This is a genomic window from Piscinibacter sp. XHJ-5, from assembly GCF_029855045.1.
In the GTDB taxonomy this organism is placed as follows: domain Bacteria; phylum Pseudomonadota; class Gammaproteobacteria; order Burkholderiales; family Burkholderiaceae_C; genus Albitalea.
In genome coordinates this window covers 2,079,625-2,102,051 of sequence record NZ_CP123228.1, presented here as the reverse complement: position 1 = coordinate 2,102,051, position 22,427 = coordinate 2,079,625, and the positions used below count along the sequence as shown (strand labels likewise).

At 68.5% G+C, this 22,427-nt stretch carries 22 protein-coding genes; all 22 read right to left on the bottom strand.

The window, feature by feature from the left end; all coding sequences use genetic code 11:
• Positions 1-5: 5 nt before the first annotated feature.
• Positions 6-722: a protein-L-isoaspartate(D-aspartate) O-methyltransferase gene (locus P7V53_RS09855; RefSeq protein ID WP_280155308.1), complete on the bottom strand. Its 717-nt coding sequence runs from the start codon at positions 720-722 to the stop codon at positions 6-8.
• Between the two features lie 43 nt (positions 723-765).
• Entirely contained in the window at positions 766-1,656 is an 891-nt protein-coding gene (locus tag P7V53_RS09850; protein ID WP_280155307.1) for an FAD:protein FMN transferase, read from the bottom strand.
• Entirely contained in the window at positions 1,657-2,796 is a 1,140-nt protein-coding gene (locus P7V53_RS09845; protein WP_280155306.1) for a DUF3570 domain-containing protein, read from the bottom strand.
• A complete protein-coding gene (locus P7V53_RS09840) occupies positions 2,783-2,995 on the bottom strand; it encodes a DUF4266 domain-containing protein (protein WP_280155305.1) in 213 nt (70 codons plus the stop codon). The genes P7V53_RS09845 and P7V53_RS09840 overlap by 14 nt, the downstream gene beginning before the upstream one ends.
• Positions 2,996-3,005: 10 nt before the next feature.
• Positions 3,006-3,488: a TlpA disulfide reductase family protein gene (locus P7V53_RS09835; RefSeq protein WP_280155304.1), complete on the bottom strand. Its 483-nt coding sequence runs from the start codon at positions 3,486-3,488 to the stop codon at positions 3,006-3,008.
• A 137-nt stretch (positions 3,489-3,625) separates the two neighbouring features.
• Positions 3,626-4,528, bottom strand: coding sequence for an SDR family oxidoreductase (locus P7V53_RS09830; protein ID WP_280155303.1), 903 nt, complete (start codon positions 4,526-4,528; stop codon positions 3,626-3,628).
• Between the two features lie 13 nt (positions 4,529-4,541).
• The gene (locus P7V53_RS09825) at positions 4,542-5,477 is read right to left on the bottom strand and encodes a glutathione S-transferase family protein (RefSeq protein WP_280155302.1); all 936 of its coding nucleotides are present in this window, start codon (positions 5,475-5,477) and stop codon (positions 4,542-4,544) included.
• Positions 5,474-7,117 carry an isovaleryl-CoA dehydrogenase gene (locus P7V53_RS09820; RefSeq protein WP_280155301.1) on the bottom strand — a complete coding sequence of 548 codons (1,644 nt, stop codon included), beginning with the start codon at positions 7,115-7,117 and terminating at the stop codon, positions 5,474-5,476. Before P7V53_RS09820 ends, P7V53_RS09825 begins: the two co-directional genes overlap by 4 nt.
• A 50-nt stretch (positions 7,118-7,167) precedes the next feature.
• Positions 7,168-8,184, bottom strand: coding sequence for an NADP-dependent oxidoreductase (locus P7V53_RS09815; RefSeq protein ID WP_280155300.1), 1,017 nt, complete (start codon positions 8,182-8,184; stop codon positions 7,168-7,170).
• Positions 8,185-8,195: 11 nt separating this feature from the next.
• Complete coding sequence (locus P7V53_RS09810) at positions 8,196-8,633, bottom strand: PaaI family thioesterase (protein WP_280155299.1); 438 nt, start codon at positions 8,631-8,633, stop codon at positions 8,196-8,198.
• A gap of 12 nt (positions 8,634-8,645) precedes the next feature.
• Entirely contained in the window at positions 8,646-9,440 is a 795-nt protein-coding gene (locus P7V53_RS09805; protein WP_280155298.1) for an SDR family oxidoreductase, read from the bottom strand.
• The gene (locus tag P7V53_RS09800; RefSeq protein WP_280155297.1) at positions 9,437-9,727 is read right to left on the bottom strand and encodes a Dabb family protein; all 291 of its coding nucleotides are present in this window, start codon (positions 9,725-9,727) and stop codon (positions 9,437-9,439) included. The genes P7V53_RS09805 and P7V53_RS09800 overlap by 4 nt, the downstream gene beginning before the upstream one ends.
• A complete protein-coding gene (locus tag P7V53_RS09795) occupies positions 9,724-9,915 on the bottom strand; it encodes a hypothetical protein (RefSeq protein WP_280155296.1) in 192 nt (63 codons plus the stop codon). The genes P7V53_RS09800 and P7V53_RS09795 overlap by 4 nt, the downstream gene beginning before the upstream one ends.
• Positions 9,916-9,917: 2 nt before the next feature.
• Entirely contained in the window at positions 9,918-11,753 is a 1,836-nt protein-coding gene (locus tag P7V53_RS09790) for an acyl-CoA dehydrogenase (protein ID WP_280155295.1), read from the bottom strand.
• A 98-nt stretch (positions 11,754-11,851) separates the two neighbouring features.
• Complete coding sequence (locus tag P7V53_RS09785; protein ID WP_280155294.1) at positions 11,852-13,027, bottom strand: acetyl-CoA C-acyltransferase; 1,176 nt, start codon at positions 13,025-13,027, stop codon at positions 11,852-11,854.
• 39 nt (positions 13,028-13,066) lie between these two features.
• A complete protein-coding gene (locus tag P7V53_RS09780) occupies positions 13,067-15,160 on the bottom strand; it encodes a 3-hydroxyacyl-CoA dehydrogenase NAD-binding domain-containing protein (protein ID WP_280155293.1) in 2,094 nt (697 codons plus the stop codon).
• Positions 15,161-15,295: 135 nt separating this feature from the next.
• Complete coding sequence (locus P7V53_RS09775) at positions 15,296-16,003, bottom strand: ABC transporter ATP-binding protein (protein WP_280155292.1); 708 nt, start codon at positions 16,001-16,003, stop codon at positions 15,296-15,298.
• A 58-nt stretch (positions 16,004-16,061) separates the two neighbouring features.
• Positions 16,062-16,856 carry an ABC transporter ATP-binding protein gene (locus P7V53_RS09770; protein ID WP_280155291.1) on the bottom strand — a complete coding sequence of 265 codons (795 nt, stop codon included), beginning with the start codon at positions 16,854-16,856 and terminating at the stop codon, positions 16,062-16,064.
• Positions 16,853-18,202, bottom strand: coding sequence for a branched-chain amino acid ABC transporter permease (locus tag P7V53_RS09765; protein WP_280155290.1), 1,350 nt, complete (start codon positions 18,200-18,202; stop codon positions 16,853-16,855). Before P7V53_RS09765 ends, P7V53_RS09770 begins: the two co-directional genes overlap by 4 nt.
• A 15-nt stretch (positions 18,203-18,217) precedes the next feature.
• Positions 18,218-19,252: a branched-chain amino acid ABC transporter permease gene (locus P7V53_RS09760; protein WP_280155289.1), complete on the bottom strand. Its 1,035-nt coding sequence runs from the start codon at positions 19,250-19,252 to the stop codon at positions 18,218-18,220.
• Positions 19,253-19,319: 67 nt separating this feature from the next.
• Complete coding sequence (locus P7V53_RS09755; RefSeq protein ID WP_280156476.1) at positions 19,320-20,537, bottom strand: branched-chain amino acid ABC transporter substrate-binding protein; 1,218 nt, start codon at positions 20,535-20,537, stop codon at positions 19,320-19,322.
• A gap of 180 nt (positions 20,538-20,717) precedes the next feature.
• Positions 20,718-22,364 (bottom strand): 3-(methylthio)propionyl-CoA ligase, encoded by a 1,647-nt coding sequence (locus tag P7V53_RS09750; protein ID WP_280155288.1) that lies wholly within the window; start codon positions 22,362-22,364, stop codon positions 20,718-20,720.
• Positions 22,365-22,427: the final 63 nt, after the last annotated feature.

Sequence of the window (22,427 nt, the reverse complement as noted above, 5' to 3'; positions counted from 1 at the left end):
GCACCTCAGCGCTGACCGGTGAGCGGAACGAAGGCCACCGGCAGGATCTGTCGCGTCGACACCCCGCCGTCGGCCCGCTTCTCGACGAGCATCAGCTGCTGGACCATGAACGGGGCGCCGACGGGGATGACCATGCGGCCGCCGGGCTTGAGCTGGCGCACCAGCGGCGGCGGCACGTGGCTGGCCGCCGCGGTGACGAGGACCGCGTCGTACGGCGCGTGTTCCTCCCAGCCGTGATAGCCGTCGCCCAGGCGCACGTGCACGTTGTCGTGGCGCAGTCGCTGCAGGCGCTGCATCGCCTGCTGGCCCAGCGGCTCGACGATCTCGATGGTGTAGACGGCGCGCGCCAGCCGCCCGGCGACGGCCGCCTGGTAGCCGGAGCCGGTGCCGACCTCCAGCACCTGATGGTCCGGCTCGAGCTTCGCGAGGTCGGTCATCAGCGCCACGATGTACGGCTGCGAGATCGTCTGCCCGTGGCCGATGGGCAGCGGCCGGTTCTGGTAGGCGTTGCCCACCTGCTCCGGCGGAACGAACTCATGTCGCGGCAGCGTCGCGAGCACCGACATGACACGCTCGGCGATGGGGGTGCGGGTGTCGCGGGCCATGATCGCGATGTCGTCGATCATGCGGCGCCGCTTCGCCGCGAAGTCGTCCGCCGCGGCGCGCAGCGCGCCGGTGAAGGGCAGCATCAGGGCCGCCGTGAGGGCCTGGCGCCTTTGCATGGGGCGATGCTACTGCGGGGGTGTCCGGCCGGGGCGATCCCCCTCACACGCCCTCGGCCGTCACCTGTCCCTGCGCATCGACAGCGAGAAAGCCCACGCCCTGCGCACGCAGGAAGTCCAGCGCGTCACGGCCCTTCAGCATCGCGATCGTCGTCATCGCCCCCGCCGCCACGGCGAGCGGCGCGACGACGCTGATCGACTGCCAGTGCTGCGCCGGCCAGCCGCTGCGCGGATCCAGGATGTGGCAGTAGCGGCGACCTTCGTGCTCGAAATAGCGCTCGTAGTCGCCGCTGGTCGCCAGTGCGCCGCCCGCGAGCGCGATGCCGGCGATGGTGGCGTCCTCTCGCCGCGGATGCTGAATGCCGAACCGCCAGGCGCGGCCGTCGGCCTGCGGGCCGATCACGCGGATGTCGCCGCCGAGGTTCACGAAACCGTGCGCCGCGCCGCGTTCGGCGAGCACGGCCGCTGCGCGGTCGGCGGCGTACTCCTTGCCGAAGCCGCCGAAGTCGAGTTCCATGCCGGACCGCGGCAGGCGCACCCTGCGGCCGTCCCATTCCACCTGCGACCAGCCGACCCGCGGCAGCAGCTGCGCGAGCACCTCCTGCGACGGCAGCACGCCGGTGCGGAAGTTCCAGGCGCGCCGCAGCACCCCCGAGGTGATGTCGAACAGCCCGCCGCTCTGCGCATGCAGCTGCGCGGCGAAGTTCAGCAGGCCGGCCGTCTCGTCGTCGACTTCGATCGCAGCGGCGCCGCCGGCCGCAGCATTGATGCGCGAGACGATGCTGTCCTCGCGGAAGCGCGAGTAGGCCGTCTCGATGCGGCGCACTTCGGCGATGGCGTCGTGGGCGAGCGGCGCGAGCTCGTCCTCGCCCGCGCCGGCCAGCCGCACCTGGCAGCCGCACGCCATGGCCTGGAAGTCGAATCCGAGCGACATTCAGAAGCGCTTGCCGAGGCCCACCTGCACGAGGGTCGCCCGCAACGGGTCCAGCCCCGGCGATCCGCCGCCGCCCCAGCGCCAGCTCGAGCGCTGCTCGTAGCGCTCGGCCTTGATGTCGGCCGACCAGTCGGGCGTGAGCTGCAGCGCCAGCTTGAGGCCCAGCGTCACGCCGCCGAAGGCCGCGAGTCGCTGGTCGCCGGAGACGAACTGCGGCGGGTTGCTGGTGAAGCCGACCGGGAAGGGGGCACCGAGCACCGGGTCGTAGACCGGATCGAAGTAGAAGCTCGCCGCGCTCTGCGAGTACAGGCGCACCGACGGCGACACGGTCCAGCGCTGCGCCACCGGCTGCACCCACTCGGCCTGCACCGTGTGCGCCCGGATCTTGAAGCTGTCGGTGTAGTAGCGGTAGCTGGTGCGCAGCGTGCTGCCCGTGCCTTCGACGTGATGGTTCCAGCGCAGCAGCACCATCGCCTGGTCGCGCCTGCGCGGGCGCGAGTCCGGCGTCTTGTACGGATCGCTGTAGTAGCCGCGACCGTGCGCGGCGGTGAGCGCCACCTGCACGAGGTCGGTCCTGCCGAGCACCTGGGTCAGGCCGACGATCGCCTCGACGGTGCGGCGGCGCTCGTGCAGCAGCTCGAAGTCGGCCGAGCCGATGCGGTCGCGCGTGTAGCCCAGGCCGATGTTCCAGGTGCGGTTGTTGTCTTCGCTGGCCAGGCGCACCTCGCCCGAAACCGCACGCGACTCGAAGTCGTTCTCGCTGGACGCGGCCGCGCCGAGCGAGAAGGCGTGCCGGTCCTCGTAGCGCGTGAGCTTCACGTCGAGCGCATGGCGCAAGTCGCTCATGCGCGAGGCGCCGGAGATGGCCGTGTGATAGCGCGGCGATGCGCCCGACACGCTGTCGGACAGCAGCGAGCCCTCGATCGCCCAGCGGGTGGCGATGGGGGCCAGCACGTAGACCGCGGGCGAGTGCACGGTGATGCGGTCGAATCCCGGCTGCCCGTCGCGATAGTCGAGGTAGCGTGCGCTGAAGACGCCGCGCTCGGGAGCGGTCTCGGCCTGCGCCCGCGGCACGATGCCCGGCAGCATCAGCGCCGCCATCAGGATGGCGCTCGGCCGGGCGGCGTCAGTTGCAGCCACAGCCGCCTCCGCCCACGCCGTAGCCTCCCGAGGCGTTCTCCTTGCTGCTGTACACCCGCTGGCCGAGACGCAGCTCCAGCGTGTCGGGGTTCATCGTCATCTCCGGCTTGGCCAGGTCGCCCTTCTCCCAGGCCTGCGGGGCGCTGCCGCAGCCGGCGAGCACGGCCGCCAGCAACGCCGCGGTCGACACCATGTGCATGCGGATCTCCTTACTTCGAACCGAGCGCCGCGGCGATGCGAGCCTCGAGCGCCTGCTGCTGCTCGGGGCGAAAGCCGCTGTGCACGAACAGCACCCTGCCCTCCGGACTGACGAGCACCGAGGTGGGCATTCCCTTGACGCCGTAGCGCCTCGCACTCTCGCCGCCGGCATCGAACGCGATGGCGAACGCCGCGGGTCGCTCGGCCAGGAAACGGTCGGCGTCTTCGCGCTTGCGGTCGAGGTTGATGCCCACCACCTGGAAGCCATTCGCGCCGTACCGGGCCTGCATCTCGTTCATCCACGGGAACGACTGCTTGCAGGCGGCGCACCACGAGGCCCAGAAGTCGACGTAGGTCAGCTTGCCCTTGAAGTCGGCCAGGCTCACCGGACCGCGCAGCCCGGCGAGCTGGAAATCCGGGGCCGGATCGCCGGGTGCGACGGCGTGCGCGGGGAGGACGGCCAGGGCCATCCAGAGCAGCAGGATGCGCGTCATGCCGAGGTGTACGCAGGCGGGGCGCGATTCATCCGCTCGCGCTGGCCCTCACCCCGGCCCCTTTCCCCGCAAGCGGGAGAGGGGATGCCTCTCTTACCCCTTCTCCCGCTTGCGGGAGAGGGTCGGGGTGAGGGCTGTCACTCCCGCAACGCCTTCCTCAGGTTCTCGCCGATCTGCGGCCGCTCCTTGAACGGGTCGCTGGGATCGCGCCCCTGCACGATGTCCTCCATGCGGGTCTGCACCGGCCCGAGCGCATGGGGATGGCTGAAGATGTAGAAGCGGTCCTGCGCCACCGCGTCCATCACGAACTGCGCGATCTGCGCGGCCGTGAGCTTGCCGGAGCTGACGGCCTTTTCGCCGAGGGCCTTGGCGACGAGCTGCGCCTTGGTGGGCGGCCTGTCCTCGCTCATCTCGGCCGGGCGGTTGCGCTCGCTCTGGACGATGCCGGTGGGCACGAAGTACGGGCACAGCAGCGAGCAGCGCACCTGGTCGGTCACCAGCGCGAGGTCCTGGTACAGCGTCTCGGTCATCGCCACCACCGCGCTCTTGGTCGCGTTGTACGAGCCGGTGTTCGGCATGTTCACCAGGCCGGCCATCGACGCGGTGTTGACGATGTGGCCCTGGTACGCCGGATCATCCCGGGCGGCATCGAGCATCGGGGGCGTGAACACGCGGATGCCGTGCGCGACGCCCATCAGGTTGACGCCGACGATCCACTCCCAGTCCTTCTGCGTGTACTCCCACATCAGCCCGCCCGAGCCCACGCCGGCGTTGTTGAACACCAGGTGCGGCACGCCGAATCGCTGCAGCGCGGCGGCGCCCAGCGCCTCGACGTCGCTGCCCTTGGACACGTCGAGGCGGAACGGCAGCACCGCGGCGCCCAGCGCCGCGATCTCCGCGGCGGCACGGTCGAGCGCGTCCTGCTGCACGTCGGCCATCACGACGTTCATGCCCTCGCGCGCCGCCAGCCGCGATGTCTCGAGGCCGAAGCCCGAGGCGGCGCCGGTGATGACCGCCGTCTTGCCCTTGAAGGTCTTCATCCTGCTGTTCCTCTCACTTCGCCGTGTCGCTCTTCTTCACCTGGTAGCCGATGCGCGGGAAGTGCACCACCAGGCGGCCGGCGCGCTCGTCCTCGCGCGCAATGGCCACCTCGTCGTGCGTGAGTCCGTGCAGGCGGCCGGTCACCGGATCCTGCGCGTAGTCGGTCGGCGTGACCGTGACTTCCTCGCCGCGCGCGAAGCCCTGCCGGTCGTCGAAGGGCACGACGGCTGTCGTCTGCGCCGCGCGTGCGGCGGCAATGGCCTCGCTGCTGGGCATCGTCTCGTGCCGGCCGTGGCCGAAGGCCTGCACACGCTCGATCCACGCGAGCAGCTTCGGAAACGGCGATAGAACGTGGGTGACCGGCGGCGCGCGGCGGATGTACCACAGCGACTGCGCCACCGAGAAGTCGGCGATGCACGGCGCGGCCCCCAGAAGGAACAGGCGGCTGTCGGCCAGCTGCTGCTCCAGCCAGCCGAAGTAGCCGTGCAGCTGGGCGGCGGCGTCGGCCGTGGTGGGACGCCGCATGCCGGCGGTCATGGCGGCGCGGTCGGCGGCGAAGGCCTTCAGCACCTCGGGCGGCGCGCCGCCGAAGATGTGCGGCAGTCCCGCCGGCTGCATGGTGTACGGAATCGCGGCCCAGAACAGCGCCGTGTCGGCCCATTGCGCCAGCACGTGCTGCATGCCGCCCGCCGCATCGGGATAGAGCGGGGGCGTCGGCGCCATCCTGTCGATCACGCGGCACATCAGCGCGGTGTCGCAGTAGATGTCGGCGCCGACCTGCAGAAAGGGCGTGCGCCGGTAGCCGCCGGTGAGCGCGACCACGTCTGGCTTGGGCAGGATGACCGGCACCGTGACCGAGCTCCAGGTGAGGCCCTTGAATCCCAGCACCAGGCGCACCTTCTCGGAAAAGGGCGAGCCCGCGTAGTGGTGAAGGATGAGATCGCTCATGTCGTGGGCATCGCTCGCTGGATGAGGGCATCGAAATCGACGCGCGAGGGTAGCGTGCCGAAGGCATGTCCCCAGTCACCTGCGAGACGCGACATGCAGAAGGCCTCGAAGACGAAGTCGGGCGCATGGCGGCGCAGCAGCGAAGCCTGCACGGCGAGCGCCACGTCCTGCGCCAGGCGGCGGCCCTCGGTCTCTTCGGCCGCTTCGTCGACCCGCTGCGGCAGGCCGGCGGCGAAGCGGTCGAAGGCCGCATGCGCGCCGCGCGCGGGCTCCAGCTCGGCGGCGAGGGCATCGGCCATCGCACCGCCCTTGCGCAAGGCGCGCAGGAGGTCGAGCGCCATGATGTTGCCGGCGCCTTCCCAGATGGAGTTGAGCGGCATCTCGCGGTAGATGCGCGCCATCACGCCCTCGCCCCCTTCCTCGACATAGCCGTTGCCGCCCAGGCACTCCATCGCCTCCTGGGCGAAGTGGCTGCCGCGCTTGCAGATCCAGAACTTGGCAACGGGCGTCAGCAGGCGGCGCATCAGTGCCTCGTGCTCGTCGCCCGCGGCATCGAACGCATGCGCCAGGCGCAGCGCCAGCGCGGTGGCCGCCTCGCTTTCCAGCGCCAGGTCGGCCAGCACGTTGCGCATCAGCGGCTGCGCCATCAGCGGCTTGCCGAAGGCGCTGCGCTGCGCCGTGTGGTTGAGCGCCTGCGACAGGGCGTGGCGCATCAGGCCGCTGGTGCCCAGGGCGCAGTCGAGGCGAGTGAGCGTGCCCATCTCGAGGATCTGCGGCACGCCGCGCCCTTCCTCGCCGACCAGCCAGGCGTGCGCATCCCGGAATTCCACCTCCGAGCTGGCGTTGGCCTTGTTGCCGAGCTTGTCCTTCAGCCGCTGGATGCGCACGGCATTGACGCTGCCGTCGGGCAGCCAACGCGGCAGGAAGAAGCACGACAGCCCTGCCGGTGCCTGCGCGAGCACGAGGAAGGCATCGCACATCGGCGCCGAGAAGAACCACTTGTGGCCGACCAGGCGGTAGCGCTCGCCCCAGGCGTCGCGCCCGTCGTGCCGCGCCTGCGTCGTGTTGGCGCGCACGTCGGAGCCGCCCTGCTTCTCGGTCATCCCCATCCCCATGGTCACGCCGGCCTTCTGCGCGGCCGGCACGAAGCGCGGGTCGTAGGCGCGGCTCGTCAGGCGCGGGCCCCACTCGGCGGCGACAGCGGCGTTGCCCTGCAGTGCCGGCGTGACGGCGTACGTCATGGAGATCGGGCACAGCGTCGACGCCTCGAGCTCGGTGAACAGCATGAAGCCCGCGGCGCGGCGCAGGTGCGCATGCGCGCCGCCGGCCCAGGGCGTTCCGTGCAGGCCGGCGCCGGTGGCCAGCGTCATCAGCGCGTGGTAGCTCGGATGGAACTCGACCGTGTCGATGCGGCGCCCGACGCGGTCGTGCGTGTGCAGCTGCGGCGGGTGGACATTGGCCAGGCGGGCATGCGCCTGCATCTCGGCGCTGCCGGCCGCGGCGCCCAGCCGTGCCAGCTCGGCCGTGTCCAGTGACGGCGCGTGGCAGCGCAGCGCGTCGCGCAGCGGGCGGTGGGTCGCGAACAGGTCGATGTCGGCCAGCGGCGCCGGCTGGTTGAACACTTCATGTGTCGCGTCCATGGTGTGCCCTTCTCGAATGCCTTTCACGCCCGCTGCGCCGGGCTTGCCGCTCAGATCAGCTTGACGAGCTGCTTGCCGAAGTTGCGGCCCTTCAGAAGCCCCAGGAAGGCCTCGGGCGCGGCCTCGATGCCCCGCGCGACCGTCTCGCGGTACTTCAGCTTGCCCGTGGCCACCAGCGTGCCCAGCTCCTTGAGCGCCTCGGGCCACACCTGCATGTGCTCGCTGACGATGAAGCCCTGCAGCTTCAGCCGCGACTGCAGCAGCAGCTGCGGGAACTGCATGGGAATCGGCTGGCCGTCGTAGCCGGAGATCATCCCGCACAGCGCGATGCGGCCGAAGGCGTTCATGCGCAGCATCACGGCGTCGAGGATCATGCCGCCGACGTTCTCGAAGTAGCCGTCGATGCCGCTGGGGCAGGCATCCCACAGCGCCGTGGACAGCGACTTCAGGTCGCTGTGCAGCTTGTAGTCGAGGCAGGCGTCGAAGCCCAGTTCCTCGACGACGTAGCGGCACTTGTCCGGCCCGCCGGCGATGCCCACCGCACGGCAGCCGCGCGCCTTCGCGAGCTGGCCCACCACGCCGCCGACCGCACCGCTGGCCGCGCTCACGACCACGGTCTCGCCGGCCTTCGGCTCGCAGATCTTCACCAGGCCGTACCACGCCGTGACCCCCGGCATGCCGACGGCGCCGAGATAGGCCGACAGCGGGATGTGCGTGGTGTCGACCTTGCGCAGCATGCCCTGATGGGCGGCGTCGACGACGGAGTACTCCTGCCAGCCACCCATGCCGACGACCTTGTCGCCTGGCCTGAAGCCTTCGTGCCGCGACTCGACCACCTCGCCCACCGTGCCGCCGATCATCACCTCGCCGAGCGGCTGCGGCTGCGCGTAGCTCTTGCTCTCGTTCATGCGCCCGCGCATGTACGGATCGAGCGACAGGAAGTGGTGGCGCACCAGCACCTGCCCGTCGTTCAAAGACGGCATCGGCGCCTCGACGAGCTTGAAGTTGGCGACGGTCGCCTCGCCTTGGGGACGCGACACGAGGTGGATCTGCTTGTTGGTGGTCATGGAAAGTCCTTTCAGTCGGATGCGTTCAGGCGCTTGAGCTGGCGGCCGCCGGCCGGCAGCGCCTTGAGGAACTTGAAGGTGCCGGTCGCATGCGCCACCAGCTGCTCCTCGCCGTCGACGATGGAGCCTTCACAGAATGCGAGGCTCGCGGTCCGGTGCAGCACCCGGCCACGCGCCAGCAGCCGGCCGATGCCCGGGCGCATGAAGCTGGTCTTCATATCGACGGTGACGACGCCGCGCGCATCGGGGGCGGCGCCCTGCCGCGGGCTGCGCGCGGCATGCGCCATCGCCACGTCGAGCAGCGTCATCGTGACGCCGCCGTGCACCACGCTCCACGAGTTGAGATGCTCAGCGCGCGGCGTGAAGGCGATTTCGGATGTGCCTTCCTCGAAGCGCAGCAGCTCGAAGCCGAGCGCTTCGACGAAGGGGATGCGGACCTGGAATTCCATCGATGCCAGGCCCTACGCCGAGTGATGGATCGCGCTGACGCCGCCGTCGATGGCGAGGATCTGGCCGGTGATGTGCTTGCCGGCCTGCGACGCGAACAGCACGGCGGCGCCTTTGAGGTCGTCGTCGTCGCCGATGCGGCCCAGCGGCGCTGCCGCCGCGATGCGGTCGACACCCACCGCCTGCAAGGTGTCCTTGGTCATCCGGCTGGGAAACATGCCGGGCGCCAGCGCGTTGACCGTGATGCCGTGCGGGCCCCACTCGCCGGCCAGCGTGCGCGTGAAGTTGACGACCGCGCCCTTGCTGGTGCCGTAGGCGATGAACTTCATCGCCGCCGAGGACCCCGACAGTCCGGCAATCGATGCGACGTTGATGATGCGGCCGTAGCGGCGCGGGATCATGCTGAGCCTGCCGATGGCCTGGCTCATCAGGAACACGCTGCGCACGTTGAGGTTCATCACCTTGTCCCAGGCCTCGAGCGGATGCTCCTCGGTGGGCGCGCCCCAGGTGGCGCCTGCGTTGTTGACGAGGATGTCGATCGCGCCCAGGCGCTGCATCGCCTCGGCCGCGACGCGCTGCACTTCGTCGGGCTGGCTGGCATCGGCCGCGATCCATTGCGCCGCGATGCCCTTGGCCTTCAGGTGCGCGGCGGCCTCTTCGAGGTCGCCGGCCTTGCGCGACGTGAGAAAGATCCGCGCGCCGGCCTCGCCCAGCGCTTCGGCGATCTGCAGGCCGAGGCCGCGCGAGCCGCCGGTGACGAGGGCATTGCGGCCGTGGAGGTCGAACAGCTGGGCAACGGGAGTGCTCATCGCGTTTCCTTTCGATAGTCCAGCACGCTGCGGGTGTCGCGCAGCGGCCCGAGTTGCGCACTGACGGCCTGGTGATGCGGATGCCGCTGATAGGCCTCCAGCGCCTGCGCATCGCTGAAGGTGGATACCAGCACCACATCGGCATTGGCTTCCATGCCGTCGCTGCGAATCCCGACGTCGAACTCCAGCATGCCGGCGACCAGGCCGGCACAGCCATCGAGCAGGGCCTTGAAGCGCGGCGCGTCGGCGGGGTTCTTCAGCTTCCAGATGACGACGTGGCGGATCATTGCGGGTCTCGCATCCTCGAACGCACGACGACGAGCAGCGCGCCCACGACGGCGGCGACCGCGCCGACGCCGACCAGGCTCCAGCCGATCGCATCGTCGCTGCGCTGCACCGAAAGTCCGAGGCCGACACCGGCCAGCCCGGCATAGACCAGCGTCCAGATCAGCTTGTCCAGGGTGGCGGCTTTCATCTTCAGAACCATGCTTCGTCCATGCGGCGGCAGGTGTCGTCCCGGCTTTCGACCACTTGCAGCCAGGCACCGATGCGCGGCAGCTCGTAGCGGAAGAAGTAGCGCATCGCGCTCAGCTTGCCCTGGAGCAGGTCGTCCCGGCCTCGTGCGAGCCTGCCGTGGGCGCACAGGCCCACCTCGAGCCAGATCCATGCGAGCACCGTGTGCCCGAAGGCCTGCAGGTAAGGCGTCGCATTGGCCAGCGCCTCTTCCGGATCGCCGGTGGCCCAGGCGGCGCGGGTCGCGTGGCCCAGGGACTTCAGTGCACCGGCGAGCGCGTTGGCGTGCTCGGCCAGCGGCTCGACGCGCATCGCGCGCTCGACGGTGTCGTTGATCTTGCGGGCCAGAAGCGCCAGGCCCTTCCCGCCGTCCATCACGACCTTGCGGCCGAGCAGGTCCAGCGCCTGGATGCCGTGCGTGCCCTCATGGATCATGTTGAGGCGGTTGTCGCGCCAGTACTGCTCGACCGGGAAGTCGCGCGTGTAGCCGTAGCCGCCGAGCACCTGGATGGCGAGGCTGTTGGCTTCGAGGCACCACTCGCTGGGCCAGCTCTTGGCGATCGGCGTCAGCATCTCCAGCAACAGGCCGGCCTCGGCCGCATCGTGCGGCTCGCCGGTGTGCAGCTCGTCGACCAGGCGCGCGCAGTACAGCTCCAGCGCAATCGCGCCCTCGCTGTAGCTCTTCTGCGCCAGCAGCATGCGCTTGACGTCGGCGTGGCGAATGATGGGCACCTGGGGCTGCGTCGGATCCTTGCCGGCGGTGCCTGTCGGCCTGCCCTGCGGGCGGTTGCGCGCGTAGTCGAGGCTGGCCTCGTAGCCCGCGTGGCCGAGCGACGCGGCGCCCAGGCCGACCGCGATGCGCGCCTCGTTCATCATGTGGAACATGCAGCGCAGGCCATCGCCTGGCCTTCCGACGAGGTAGCCGATGGCGCCCGGGCCGCCGCGCACCGGGTACTTGCCTTCGCCGAAGTTCAGCAGCGTGTTCGGGATGCCGCGGTAGCCGAGCTTGTGATTGAGGCCCGCAAGCGCGACGTCGTTTCGTTCGCCGGTGAGACCGCCCTCGGCGTCGACCAGCTTCTTCGGCACGATGAACAGCGAGATGCCCCTGGTCCCGGCGACCGGCCTGCCGTCGGGGCCGGGGATCTTCGCCAGCACCAGGTGCACGATGTTCTCGGCCAGCTCGTGCTCGCCGTTCGAGATCCACATCTTGTTGCCGCGCAGGCGGTAGCGCGGACCGAGCGGATCGCCCTCGAAATCGTCGCCGTCGGGCGTGGCGCGCGTGGCGACGTCCGACAGGCTGGAGCCGGCCTGAGGCTCGCTGAGGCACATGGTGCCGAAGAAGCGTCCGGCAAACTCGTTGCGCGCGAACACCTGCTGCTGCTTCGGCGTGCCGTGCGCCATCAGGAGGTTGGCGTTGCCGCTGGTGAGCATGCCGCCCCCGCCGATGCCGATGCCGGCCTTGGAGAAGAAGCTGTTGGCCGCCATCTCGACGACGCACGGCAGCTGCATGCCGCCGATCTCGTAGTCCTGCGCCGCGGCCAGCATGCCGGACTCGACGTAGGCGCGCGATGCCGCGTGGCTGCTCTCGGGCAGATGCACCTTCTCGCCGTCGAACCACGGCTCTTCGGTGTCGGCGATGCGGTTGGACGGCGCGAATTTCTCGCGGGCGATGCGCTCGCAGGTGTCGAGCACCGAGTCGAAGGTCTCGCGCGAGTGATCGGCGAAGCGCGCACGCGCGCGCAGCGACTCGACGTCGAGCCAGTCGTAGAGGAAGAAGTCGGTGGTCTGGCGGTAGCTCATCGGTGCACCTTACACCCGCTGCAGGGCATGCGATGTCCCGATGGCATCACCGCACCGCGTGATGTCGGGGTCGGCTGCGGCCTCCCCGACAGCCTCGCTCACAGCACTTCGAAGACGCCGGCCGCCCCCATGCCGCCGCCGATGCACATCGTGACGACGACCTTCTTCGCGCCGCGCCGCTTGCCCTCGATCAGCGCATGGCCGGTGAGGCGCTGGCCGCTGACGCCGTAGGGATGGCCCACCGCGATGGCGCCGCCGTTGACGTTGAGCCTGTCCATCGGGATGCCCAGCTTGTCGGCGCAGTACAGCACCTGCACCGCGAAGGCCTCGTTGAGCTCCCACAGGTCGATGTCGTCCACGGTGAGCCCCAGGCGCTTGAGCACCTTGGGCACGGCGAAGACCGGGCCGATGCCCATCTCGTCGGGCTCGCAGCCGGCGACGTTGAAGCCGAGGAAACGGCCCAGCGGCTTCAGGTTGTTCTTCTGCGCGAAGGCTTCGCTGACCACCACGCAGGCGCCGCCGCCGTCGCTGAACTGGCTGGCATTGCCGGCCGCAATCACGCCGCCGGGCAGCGCGGGGCGGATGCCCGACACGGCCTCGTAGGTGGTGCCGGGACGGATGCCCTCGTCGTTGCTGACGGTGACTTCCTTGGTGCGCAGCCCCATCACTGGATCGGCGACGCCGGCGGTGACGGTGATCGGCACGATCTCGTCCTTGAACCGGCCCGCCTCCAGCGCCGCGGTGGCGCGCTGCTGGCTTTGCGCACCGTACTGGTCCATGCGCTCGCGCGCGATGCCGTAGCGCTTGGCCACCTGCTCGGCGGTCTGCAGCATGTTCCAGTAGATCGTGGGCTTGTTCTCGAGCAGCCACGCGTCGGCCAGCATGTGCTTGTTGGCCTCGTTCTGCACGCAGGAGATGCTCTCCACGCCGCCCGCCACGTACACCTCGCCTTCGCCGGCCACGATGCGCTGCGCCGCGGTTGCGATGGTCTGCAGGCCGCTCGAGCAGAAGCGGTTGATCGTCATGCCGCTGGTGGTGATGGGCAGGCCGGCGCGCAGCGCGATCTGGCGCGCGATGTTGCTGCCGGTCGCGCCTTCAGGCGTCGCGCAGCCCATGATGACGTCGTCGACGAGCGCACCGTCGATGCCGGCGCGCTCGACGGCCGCCTTGACGGCGTGCCCGCCCAGCGTCGCGCCATGGGTCATGTTGAAGGCGCCCTTCCAGCTCTTGGCGAGCGGGGTGCGGGCGGTGGAAACGATCACTGCGTTGGTCATGTCGGGCTCCTGCGAAAGGTCGCTGAAGAATTCGTTGGATCAGCTGAAAGTCTTCCCTTCGGCGGCCAGCTTCGCCAGCAAGGGCGCAGGCTGCCAGAACGACGCATCGTCCTGCGGGTTCTTCGCGAAGCGCTTCATCGCCTGCACGACGTTGAACAGCCCCACCGTGTCGGCGTAGTTCATCGGGCCGCCGCGGTGCAGCGGGAATCCGTAGCCGGTGAGGTAGACCATGTCGATGTCGGAGGCGCGCAACGCGATGCCTTCGTCGACGATCTTGGCGCCCTCGTTGACCAGCGCGAACACCAGCCGCTGCACGATCTCCTCGTCGCTGATCTTGCGCGGGCTGACGCCGAGCGCCTTGCGGTGCTTCTCGATCATGTCGTTGACCACCGGGCTCGGGATCGCGTCGCGCTTTCCCGGTACGTAGTCGTACCAGCCGGCGCCAGTCTTCTGGCCGAAGCGGCCCATCTCGCACAGCAGGTCGGCCGTCTTGCTGTAGCGCATGTCGGGCTTCTCCTGGTAGCGGCGCTTGCGGATGTACCAGCCCACATCGTTGCCGGCCAGGTCGCCCATGCGGAACGGGCCCATCGCGAAGCCGAACTTCTCGATCGCCTTGTCCACCTGCTCGGGCGTGGCGCCTTCGTCGAGCAGGAAGCCCGCCTGGCGAGAGTACTGCTCGATCATGCGATTGCCGATGAAGCCGTCGCAGACGCCGGAGACCACGCAGGTCTTCCTGATCTTCTTGCCCAGCTGCATCACGGTGGCCAGCACGTCCTTGGCCGTCTGCTCGCCGCGGATCACCTCGAGCAGCTTCATCACGTTGGCCGGGCTGAAGAAGTGCATCCCGATCACGTCCTGCGGCCGCTTGGTGAACGACGCGATCTTGTCGACATCGAGCGTGGACGTGTTGGATGCGAGGATGGCGCCCGGCTTCATCACCTCGTCGAGCGTCTTGAACACCTGCTCCTTCACGCCGAGGTCCTCGAACACGGCCTCGATGACCAGGTCGGCATCCTTCAGGTCGGCGTAGTTGAGCGTCGTGCCGAGCAGCGACATGCGCTGCTCGTACTTGTCCTGCTTGAGCTTGCCCTTCTTGACTTGCGCTTCGTAGTTCTTGCGGATGGTCGCGATGCCGCGGTCCAGCGCTTCCTGCTTCATCTCGAGGATGACGACGGGGATGCCGGCATTCAGGAAGTTCATCGAGATGCCGCCGCCCATGGTGCCGGCGCCGATGACGGCGACCTTGCGGATCTCGCGCACCGGCGTGTCGGCCGGCACGTCGGGGATCTTGGTCGTCGCGCGCTCGGCCATGAACGCGTGGCGCAGCGCCTTCGATTCGGGCGTGAACATCAGCCCCATGAAGAACTCGCGTTCCAGGCGCATGCCGTCGTCGAACCTCCTGGTCATCGAGGCCTCGACGGCGTCGATGCATTTCAGTGGCGCGGGGAAGTTCTTGCTCATCGCCCCGACGGTGTTGCGGGCGAACTGCAGGTAGCCCTGCGCGTTCGGGTGCTCCACCTTGAGGTTGCGCACCAGCGGCAGCGGCCGCACGTCGGCCTTCTCCTGCGCGAGGGCGATCGCCGCGTCGAGCACGTCGGCATCGACCAGCTTGTCGAACAGCTTCTGGCCCGGTGCCTTGGCGAGCAGCTCGCTGGCCACCGGCTCGCCGCTGACGATCATGTTGAGCGCGTTCTCCAGGCCCAGCACGCGCGGCAGGCGCTGCGTGCCGCCGGCGCCGGGCACCAGGCCCAGCTTCACCTCCGGCAACGCGATCTGCGTGCCGGCCTGGGCCACGCGGTAGTGGCAGCCGAGCGCAAGTTCGAGGCCGCCGCCCATGCAGACGCTGTGGATGGCGGCGACCACCGGCTTGGCGCTGGCCTCGAGCGCCAGGATGACGCTCAGCAGGTTGGGCTCGGCGATGGCCTTGGGCGAGCCGAACTCGCGGATGTCGGCGCCGCCGGAGAAGGCCTTGCCGGCCCCGGTGACGACGACGGCCTTGATCGCCGCATCGTCCAGCGCCTTCTCGAGACCGTCGGTGATGCCTTTGCGGGTCTCGTGGCCGAGGCCGTTGACGGGCGGGTTGTCGAGGGTGATCACGGCCACATTGCCGCGGACTTCGTAATTGGCGCTCATGGTGACCTCGTCAGGAGAACGGGTGAGAAAAATAGAACGACCGTGCGATTCTAGGCAGCAGCCTCGGCCTGTGTTGTCTCTGCGGCGACAGGACGGTCCCGCCACGGCGGGACGCGTCGGGCATGCGGGGCGCGGTCAAACCTCCAGCCACTCCTTGCGAATGTAGGCGTCGGCGCGCAGCTGCGCAGGAGTCCCCTCGAAGACGATGCGGCCATGGCCCATCACGTAGCAGCGCTCGGAGATCTCCAGCGCGATGGTGAGCTTCTGCTCCACCAGCAGCACGGAGACGCCTCGCCGCTTCAGCTCCTTCAGGTACTCGGCGACCAGTTCGACGATCTTGGGCGCCAGCCCTTCGGTCGGCTCGTCGATCATGATCAGGTCCGGGTCGCCCATCAGCGTGCGGCACAGCGTCAGCATCTGCTGCTCGCCGCCGGACAGCACACCCGCCTCGGTGTGCTGGCGCTCCTTCAGCCGCGGGAACATCGTGTACATGTCGGCGAAGCCCCAGCGCGGCTTCTTGTGAGCACGCTTCTCGCCGAGCATCAGGTTCTGGTGCACGGTGAGCTTCGGAAAGATGTCGCGGTTCTCCGGTACGTAGCCGAGTCCCTGGTGCGCGATCTCGAAGGCCTTGTGGCCGAGGATCTCCTTGTCGCGAAAGCGCACGGAACCGTGGCCGTCGACCAGGCCCATGATGGTCTTGACGGTGGTCGATCGCCCCGCCCCGTTGCGGCCCAGCAGGCTCACGATCTCGCCTTCGCCGACGCGCATGTCGACCCCGTGCAGGATGTGGCTCTTGCCGTAGAAGGCGTGGACGTTCTCGAGCTTCAGGAGATTGCTGCTCATCGGACTGTCCTCCGCACGAAGCGCCACGGGACGATCGCCTGGGAGCGGCCGGGTGCGCTCATGCGTGCGCTCCCGCGGCCTGCTGTTCGGCCAGCACCGATCCGAGGTAGGCCTCCTGCACCTTCGCATTGGCGCGCACTGCATCGGGCTTGTCGAAGGCGATGACCTCGCCGTACACCAGCACCGCGATCTTGTCCGCCAGGCCGAACACCACCCCCATGTCGTGCTCCACGGTCAGCAGCGTCTTGCCGGCCGTGACCTCACGGATCAGCTCGATGAAGCGCCGTGTCTCGCTCTTGCTCATGCCGGCGGTGGGCTCGTCGAGCAGGATGACGTCGGCGCCCCCGGCGATGGTGATGCCGATCTCGAGCGCGCGCTGCTCCGCATACGTGAGGTTCATCGCCAGCGTGTCGCGCTTGCGGTCGAGCTTGATCATCTTCATGAGCTGCTCGGCGCGGTCGTTCGCGTCGGCCAGGCGCGACAGGCGGTGCCAGAAGGAGTAGCGGTAGCCCAGCGACCAGAGAACGCCGCAGCGCAGGTTCTCGAACACCGACAGCCGGCCGAAGAGGTTGCTGATCTGGAAGCTGCGCGCCAGACCCTGGCGGCTGATCTCGTAGGGCTTCCTGCCGTCGATGCGCTGGCCGTTGAGCAGGATCTGTCCCGACGTCGGACCGAAGCGGCCGCTGATCAGGTTGAACAGCGTCGACTTGCCGGCGCCGTTGGGACCGATGATGGCGACGCGCTCGCCGGGCGCGACGGCCAGGTTGGCGCCGCGGATGATCTCGGTCTTGCCGAATGACTTGCGCAGGTCGCGAAGCTCGACGGCATGCGCGGAGGACGGGTTGGCGCTCACAGCGTCTCCCTCCGCCGGATTTCCTTCTCGATCTCGCCCTGGATCTCGCCCCACTGCACGGCGAAGGTCCTGCGCGTGGCTTCGAACAGGCCCAAACCGACCAGCGTGACCAGGATCGCGCCGACCCAGCTGTCGATGCCCTTGGCGTCGAGCGTGGCGCCCATGAACTGCAAGGTGGTGCCGAGCGCCGCGTTCAGCTGCAGGTGGTACACCATCTCGATCATCGCGGCGGCGCCCACCAGCATCACCAGCGCGGTGCCGGCCAGCGCGAGGTACGAGGGCCACAGCCGGCGCAGCTTGCCGAAGGCGGCCACACGCAGGTTCATCATGATCAGGCTGGCGATGCCGCCGGGCGCGTACATCACCATGAACAGGAAGATCAGGCCCAGGTACAGAAGCCATGCCTTGGTGAACTCCGACAGCAGCACGCCCGCGATCACCATCAGCACCGCGCCGATGATCGGGCCGAAGAAGAAGGTGGCGCCGCCGAGGAAGGTGAACAGCAGGTAGGCGCCCGAACGGCCTGCGCCCACCACCTCGGCGGTGGCGATCTCGAAGTTCAGCGCGTACATGCCGCCGGCCACGCCGGCGAAGAAGCCGGCGATGATGAACGACAGGTAGCGCACGTGCTGCGTGCTGTAGCCGATGAACTCCACCCGCTCGGGGTTGTCGCGCACCGCGTTCAGCATGCGGCCGAGCGGCGTGCGCGTGAAGGCGAACATGGCGGCGGTGCACACGAAGGCATACAGCGCGAGCAGGTAGTACACCTGGATCTGCGGCCCGAAGGTGATGCCCATCACCGGCTTGCCGACCACGCGGTTGGTGGACACGCCCGCCTCGCCGCCGAAGAACTCCGGAATCATCAGCGACATCGCGAACACCAGCTCGCCGATGCCCAGCGTGATCATCGCGAACGGCGTGCCGGCCTTCTTGGTGGTGACGAAGCCCAGCACCACCGCGAACAGCATGCCGGCGATGCCGCCCACCAGCGGCAGCACGCTGACCGGAATCGGCAGGCCCGCGCCGATGCGGTTGAGCACGTGCACCGCGACGAAGGTGGCCAGCCCGGTGTACACCGCATGGCCGAAGCTCAGCATGCCGCCCTGCCCCAGCAGCATGTTGTAGGACAGGCAGGCCACGATCGCGATGCCCATCTGCGACAGGATCGTCATGCCGAGGCCGCCGCTGAACACCATCGGCGCGACCATCAGCAGCAGCGCGAAGGCGGCCCAGACGACGGCGCGGCCGACGTTGTACGGGCGGAAGCTGTAGACCGCGCCGCGAGCGGATGGCGTCGCCACCGGCGCCGGTGACGCCTCGACGGCTTCGTCCGTGGAAGTGGACATCACAGCGGACATGCTTCAGCCCTCCCGAGTGCCGAGCAGGCCCTTGGGCCGGAAGATGAGGATCAGCACCAGGAACAGGTACGGCAGGATGGGCGCGATCTGCGAGATGGTGAGCTTCATCAGCGTGTTGGCCGCCGCTGCCGCGCCGACCTGCAGGCCGAAGCCGGAGAGCACGCTCAGCAGCGAATAGTCGAGTGCCACCGCGAAGGTCTGGATCACGCCGATCAGAACCGAGGCGAGAAATGCTCCGGCGAGCGAGCCCATGCCGCCGACCACGACGACAACGAAGATCACCGAGCCGACGGTGGCAGCCATCGCCGGCTCGGTCACGAAGGTGCTGCCTCCGATTACGCCGGCCAGGCCGGCGAGCGCCGCGCCCGCGCCGAACACCAGCATGAACACGCGCGGCACGTTGTGGCCCAGCGCCTCGACCATCTCGGGATGCGTGAGCGCGCTCTGGATCACGAGGCCGATGCGGGTGCGCGTCAGCATGAGCCACAGTGCGAGCAGCATCATCAGCGCGACGAGCATCATGAAGCCGCGCGTCGCGGGAAACGGCGAGCACACGACGCGCACCGCCGCGTCGGCAGCGCTGCACAGCGCCGCCGGCGCCGTGCCCCAGACGACACTGATGCCCTCGACCGACGAATTGATCAGGGTGAACGCGGGCCCGCGCAGCACCTCGGGCGGCTGGAACTCCAGAGACGCGCGGCCCCAGACGAGCTGCACCAGCTCCAGGATCACGAACGACAGCCCGAAGGTGATCAGCAGCTCGGGCACATGGCCGAACTTGTGCACGCGGCGCAGCGCGAAGCGCTCGAACAGCGCGCCCAGCGCACCGACGATCAGCGGGGCGACGATCAGCGCAGGCCAGAAGCCGACGAGGCGCGAGATGGTGTAGGCCACGTACGCGCCCACCATGTAGAAGCTCGCGTGGGCGAAGTTCAGCACGCCCATCATGCTGAAGATCAGCGTCAGGCCGGAGCTGAGCATGAACAGCAGCAGGCCGTAGCTCAGGCCGTTCAGCATGGAAACGGTGAAGAACTCCATAGCCCTCATCCGGGAAGAGAAAGGGGCCCGAGCAGGTCGGGCCCCTGGTCAGGAGCGAGGCGGGCGATCAGCTCGAGGCCGTGCCGGGGCGTTTCATCTGGCAGCTCGTCGGCGTGCTGGAGACGTACGACGGGAACTCCTTCACCGGCACCAGCGTCATGCCGGTGTTCTCGGGGCTGTACGGGTACTGCGAATCGGCCTTCTGCCACACCGTGAGGTACAGCGGCTGCTGCAGCTGGTGGTCGGTCTTGCGGACTTCCACGTCGCCGTTGAAGCTCTTGACCTTCAGGCCTTCCATCGCCGCGGCGACCTTCACCGGATCGGTGGACTGGGCGTTGGCCATCGCCTGCGACAGCACCGTGAACACGTGGATCACCGAGCCCGTGTAGAAGTCGTCGTTGAACTTCTGCTTGAACTCCTTCATCCAGGCTTCCATCTGCCCGCCCATGTTGTAGTGGCTGTAGGCCACCTGGAAGACACGGCCCGCGCCGCCGGTGCCCAGCGCCGTCGGCGTGCCGGTGACGCCGGTGTAGTAGGTGTAGAACTTCCCGTTGTAGCCGCCTTCGTTGGCCGCCTTCACGAGCAGCGACAGGTCCGAGCCCCAGTTGCCGGTGATCACCGTGTCGGCGCCCGAGGCCTTGATCTTCGCGATGTACGGCGCGAAGTCGCGCACCTGCGCGAGCGGGTGCAGGTCCTCGCCGACGATCTGGATGTCGGGCCGCTTGCGGGCCAGGTTCTCCTTGGCGAACTTGGCGACCTGGTGGCCGTGCGAGTAGTTCTGGTTCAGCAGGTACACCTTCTTGACGTCGGGCTGGTCCTTCATGAAGGTGGTCAGCGCCTCCATCTTCATCGACGTGTCGGCGTCGAAGCGGAAGTGCCAGTAGCTGCACTTGCTGTTGGTGAAGTCGGGGTCCACCGCGGCGTCGTTGAGGTAGACCACCTCCTTGCCGGGATTGCGCTCGTTGTGCTTGTTCACCGCATCGATCAGGGCAGCGGCCACGGACGATCCGTTGCCCTGGATCACGTAGCGCACACCCTGGTCGATGGCCGCCTTCAGCGCGTTCAGCGTCTCGGTCGGGCTGAGCTTGTTGTCAATGCCGCTGACCTCGAACTTCACGCCCGCCGGGTTGCCGGCATTGAACTTCTCCGCGAAGAACTGATAGCTCTTCAGCTGGTTGCTGCCCACCGGCGCCATCAGGCCCGACAGCGCATCGATGCGGACCATCTTGATGACCTGACCTTCGAGCGGCTTGCCGGCTTTCGCCGCGGGCTTCGCCTGGGCCATCGCGACCCCGGCCGACACCGACAAACCGGTTCCGACCAGGATGCCGAATGTGATTTTCGAGAGCTTCATGTGCTTGTCTCCTGCAGCTTGGGCAACGACTGTCAACGGTACTGGATGTGGCGATCGCGGGGGGTACGGGACTACCCCCAAGCAATTTGTCGCCATAGAGACAGCGTGGGCTTACGCGGTCGGCAAACGATGGCCCTTGAACTGCTCGCGCAGCCTGAGCTTCTGGATCTTGCCCGTGGCCGTGTGAGGCAGCTCGTCGACGAACACCACCTCGTCGGGGATCTGCCACTTCGCGATGCGTCCCTCGAAGAAGCCGAGGATGTCCGCCTCCGAGGCCTGCGCGTCGGGCTTCCTGACCACGACCAGCAGCGGCCGCTCGTCCCACTTGGGATGCGCACAGGCGATGGCGGCCGCCTCGTGCACGGCGGGATGCGCCATCGCGATGTTCTCGAGGTCGATGGAGCTGATCCATTCGCCGCCGCTCTTGATGACGTCCTTGCTGCGGTCGGTGATCTGCATGAAGCCGTCTTCGTCGATCGTGGCCACGTCGCCGGTCGGGAACCATTGCCGGCCCTCGACGCTGACCAGCGGCGAGCGCTCGATCTGGAAGTAGTGGGCGATGACCCAGGGTCCGCGCACGACCAGGTTGCCCGAGGACTTGCCGTCCCAGGGCAGCGGCTTCTCGTCGTCGTCGATGATCAGCATGTCGACACCATAGACCGCGCGGCCCTGCTTCTCCAGCAGCTTGTGGCGCGACTCGGCATCGAGCCCGTCGTGCTTGCTCTTGAGCTTGGACACCGTGCCGATCGGCGACATCTCGGTCATGCCCCAGGCGTGGATGACCTCGACGCCGTAGTCGTTCTCGAGCGTGCGCATCATCGCCGGAGGGCAGGCCGAGCCGCCGATCACCGTGCGCCTGAAGGTGCTGAACTTCAGCTGGTTCTGCTGCACGTAGGTGATGAGGCCCAGCCACACGGTCGGCACGCCGGCGCTGAAGGTGACCTTCTCGCTCTCGAACAGCGTGTACAGCGACTTCCCGTCGAGGTGCGGCCCGGGGAGCACCAGCTTGGCGCCGACCAGCGGCACCGAGTACGGCAGGCCCCAGGCATTGACGTGGAACATCGGCACCACCGGGAGGATGACGTCCTTGGCCGAGCAGCCCAGCGCGTCGGGCAGCGCCGAGGCGTAGGCATGCAGCACGGTGGAACGGTGGCTGTAGACCGCGCCTTTCGGGTTGCCGGTGGTGCCGGACGTGTAGCAGATGCTCGACGCGGTGTTCTCGTCAAACTCGGGCCACAGCATGTCGCCGCTCTCGGCCTCGACCAGTTCGTCGTAGCACCGCAAGTCGGGAATGCTCGTCTGCGCCGGCATGTGCGCGCGGTCCGTCATCAGCACGAAATGCTCGACGCTCTTCAGCGACGGCGCGAGCTTCTCGATGAGCGGCACGAACGTGAGGTCGAAGCACAGCACCTTGTCGGCCGCATCGTTGACGATCCACGCGATCTGCTCGGGAAACAGCCGCGGGTTGATGGTGTGGCACACCAGCTGCGAGCCCGACGCGCCGTAGTAGATCTCGACGTGGCGATAGCCGTTCCAGGCCAGCGTGGCGACACGGTCGCCGGCCTCGCACCCCAGCCGGGCCAGCGCCTGCGCGAGCTTGCGCGAACGCAGCTCGGTGGCCTTCCACGTGGTCCGGTGCATGTCGCCTTCGGCACGCTTGGACACGATCTCGGTGTCGCCGAAGTGGCGCGCCGCGTGAACGATCACCGACGAGATCATCAGCGGCATCTGCATCATCTGGCCCATCAAGGCTGCCATGGTCGTCTCCGAAGGATGCGGGGAAGCCGAAAGTGTGCCCCCTGCGGCGGCCGGCGGGTGTCG

Bases quoted from the DNA above. Each gene is read 5' to 3' on its own strand.
- P7V53_RS09795 (WP_280155296.1), bottom strand. From the start codon at position 9,915: ATGAAAGCCGCCACCCTGGACAAGCTGATCTGGACGCTGGTCTATGCC.
- P7V53_RS09765 (WP_280155290.1), bottom strand. From the start codon at position 18,202: ATGTCCACTTCCACGGACGAAGCCGTCGAGGCGTCACCGGCGCCGGTG.
- P7V53_RS09820 (WP_280155301.1), bottom strand. From the start codon at position 7,117: ATGGACGCGACACATGAAGTGTTCAACCAGCCGGCGCCGCTGGCCGAC.
- P7V53_RS09815 (WP_280155300.1), bottom strand. From the start codon at position 8,184: ATGACCACCAACAAGCAGATCCACCTCGTGTCGCGTCCCCAAGGCGAG.
- P7V53_RS09805 (WP_280155298.1), bottom strand. From the start codon at position 9,440: ATGAGCACTCCCGTTGCCCAGCTGTTCGACCTCCACGGCCGCAATGCC.
- P7V53_RS09825 (WP_280155302.1), bottom strand. From the start codon at position 5,477: ATGAGCGATCTCATCCTTCACCACTACGCGGGCTCGCCCTTTTCCGAG.
- P7V53_RS09750 (WP_280155288.1), bottom strand. From the start codon at position 22,364: ATGGCAGCCTTGATGGGCCAGATGATGCAGATGCCGCTGATGATCTCG.
- P7V53_RS09855 (WP_280155308.1), bottom strand. From the start codon at position 722: ATGCAAAGGCGCCAGGCCCTCACGGCGGCCCTGATGCTGCCCTTCACC.
- P7V53_RS09775 (WP_280155292.1), bottom strand. From the start codon at position 16,003: ATGAGCAGCAATCTCCTGAAGCTCGAGAACGTCCACGCCTTCTACGGC.
- P7V53_RS09785 (WP_280155294.1), bottom strand. From the start codon at position 13,027: ATGACCAACGCAGTGATCGTTTCCACCGCCCGCACCCCGCTCGCCAAG.
- P7V53_RS09790 (WP_280155295.1), bottom strand. From the start codon at position 11,753: ATGAGCTACCGCCAGACCACCGACTTCTTCCTCTACGACTGGCTCGAC.
- P7V53_RS09830 (WP_280155303.1), bottom strand. From the start codon at position 4,528: ATGAAGACCTTCAAGGGCAAGACGGCGGTCATCACCGGCGCCGCCTCG.
- P7V53_RS09780 (WP_280155293.1), bottom strand. From the start codon at position 15,160: ATGAGCGCCAATTACGAAGTCCGCGGCAATGTGGCCGTGATCACCCTC.
- P7V53_RS09850 (WP_280155307.1), bottom strand. From the start codon at position 1,656: ATGTCGCTCGGATTCGACTTCCAGGCCATGGCGTGCGGCTGCCAGGTG.
- P7V53_RS09760 (WP_280155289.1), bottom strand. From the start codon at position 19,252: ATGGAGTTCTTCACCGTTTCCATGCTGAACGGCCTGAGCTACGGCCTG.
- P7V53_RS09755 (WP_280156476.1), bottom strand. From the start codon at position 20,537: ATGGCCCAGGCGAAGCCCGCGGCGAAAGCCGGCAAGCCGCTCGAAGGT.
- P7V53_RS09840 (WP_280155305.1), bottom strand. From the start codon at position 2,995: ATGCACATGGTGTCGACCGCGGCGTTGCTGGCGGCCGTGCTCGCCGGC.
- P7V53_RS09810 (WP_280155299.1), bottom strand. From the start codon at position 8,633: ATGGAATTCCAGGTCCGCATCCCCTTCGTCGAAGCGCTCGGCTTCGAG.
- P7V53_RS09800 (WP_280155297.1), bottom strand. From the start codon at position 9,727: ATGATCCGCCACGTCGTCATCTGGAAGCTGAAGAACCCCGCCGACGCG.
- P7V53_RS09835 (WP_280155304.1), bottom strand. From the start codon at position 3,488: ATGACGCGCATCCTGCTGCTCTGGATGGCCCTGGCCGTCCTCCCCGCG.